Origin of the sequence: Desulfobulbus elongatus DSM 2908, from assembly GCF_000621145.1 — a bacterium.
Taxonomy (GTDB): Bacteria; Desulfobacterota; Desulfobulbia; order Desulfobulbales; family Desulfobulbaceae; genus Desulfobulbus; species Desulfobulbus elongatus.
Window position 1 is genome coordinate 1 of sequence record NZ_JHZB01000098.1, and the last position, 1,109, is coordinate 1,109.

Sequence of the window (1,109 nt, forward strand, 5' to 3'; positions counted from 1 at the left end):
GATGACACGTTCATCTGCATGATTTATCTGCTGGCCGCCCCGATACAAAATCTGGTCAAATCCACTTGAAACGACGAAGAGCCTCTTTTCTTTAAAAACAAAGGGCATTACTGCTGGGAACATAAAACTGGTTATACGTTGCTTCCTTGCGAGTGGAGGAAAATAGCCAACGATTTGAAAACAAATGATAAACAGGGAATATTGTTTATTGATGATGCGCATTATCATTTGCATGAAATCAATAAATTAGTTGATTTGATTGTTTCAGACAACGTATTCAATTTAAAAATTATCGCCACATCATCAAGAAATCACTGGTATCCTAGAATAAAAACGCCGAACCTTTTTAAATATGGCAATCAAGTTCAGTTGCAAAAACTTGATGAAACCGAAATCGAGAATTTACTAAATCTAATTGACACCTGTCCTGATTTACAGCCTTTAGTTGAAGACAGTTTTTCAGGTTTCTCTAGAACAGAACGAAAGAGAAGGTTGACAACTAAATGCGACTCAGACACGTTTGTATGCTTAAAGAATATTTTTGCATCTGACAAATTTGATGACATTGTCTTACGTGAATATGCTGAACTAGAGCCTATTTACCAGGATATCTACAAAATGGTATCGGCAATGGAAAATGTTGGAATCAATGTTCATCGACAATTAATCATAAGACTTCTTGGCATACCAGCTGAACAGATTAAATCAATACTAACCAATTTATCAGATATAATTAACGAAAGAGTTCATGATAGTAAATCTGGAATTTATGTTTGGAAAGGTCGTCACGCTGTAATTTCTGAAATTGTCACCAGATATAAGATGAGCGACATGAATGAATATTATCATGTATTAGACAACGTAATTGATAGTATTATCCCAACATATGATATAGAAATAATGACGTTGAGACAATTATGCGATTTCGGCTCTGGAATTACAATTTTTAACGATAAAATCATTAGGAATAAATTACTTCGAAAAATGATTTCTAAAGCGCCTGGTGAGCGATTGCCGAGACATCGGTTGATCAGATACTTAATTGATCTCGGTGCGTATTCCGGAGGAATCCGGCCACCGATTCCGTTTCAAGCCGGCCGGGTATTCCG

The 1,109-nt window shown here is 36.1% G+C and carries 1 protein-coding gene and 1 pseudogene; one reads left to right on the forward strand and one right to left on the reverse strand.

The annotated features are described in order from the left end of the window. The coding region (locus tag Q362_RS24410) for a hypothetical protein (RefSeq protein WP_211248546.1) at positions 1 to 222 on the reverse strand (222 nt) is incomplete at its 3' end. 6 nt (positions 223 to 228) lie between these two features. On the opposite strand from Q362_RS24410, the pseudogene Q362_RS23960 reads away from it, so the two are divergent. Then, positions 229 to 1,109, forward strand: a pseudogene (locus Q362_RS23960) (hypothetical protein); the annotation flags it as partial.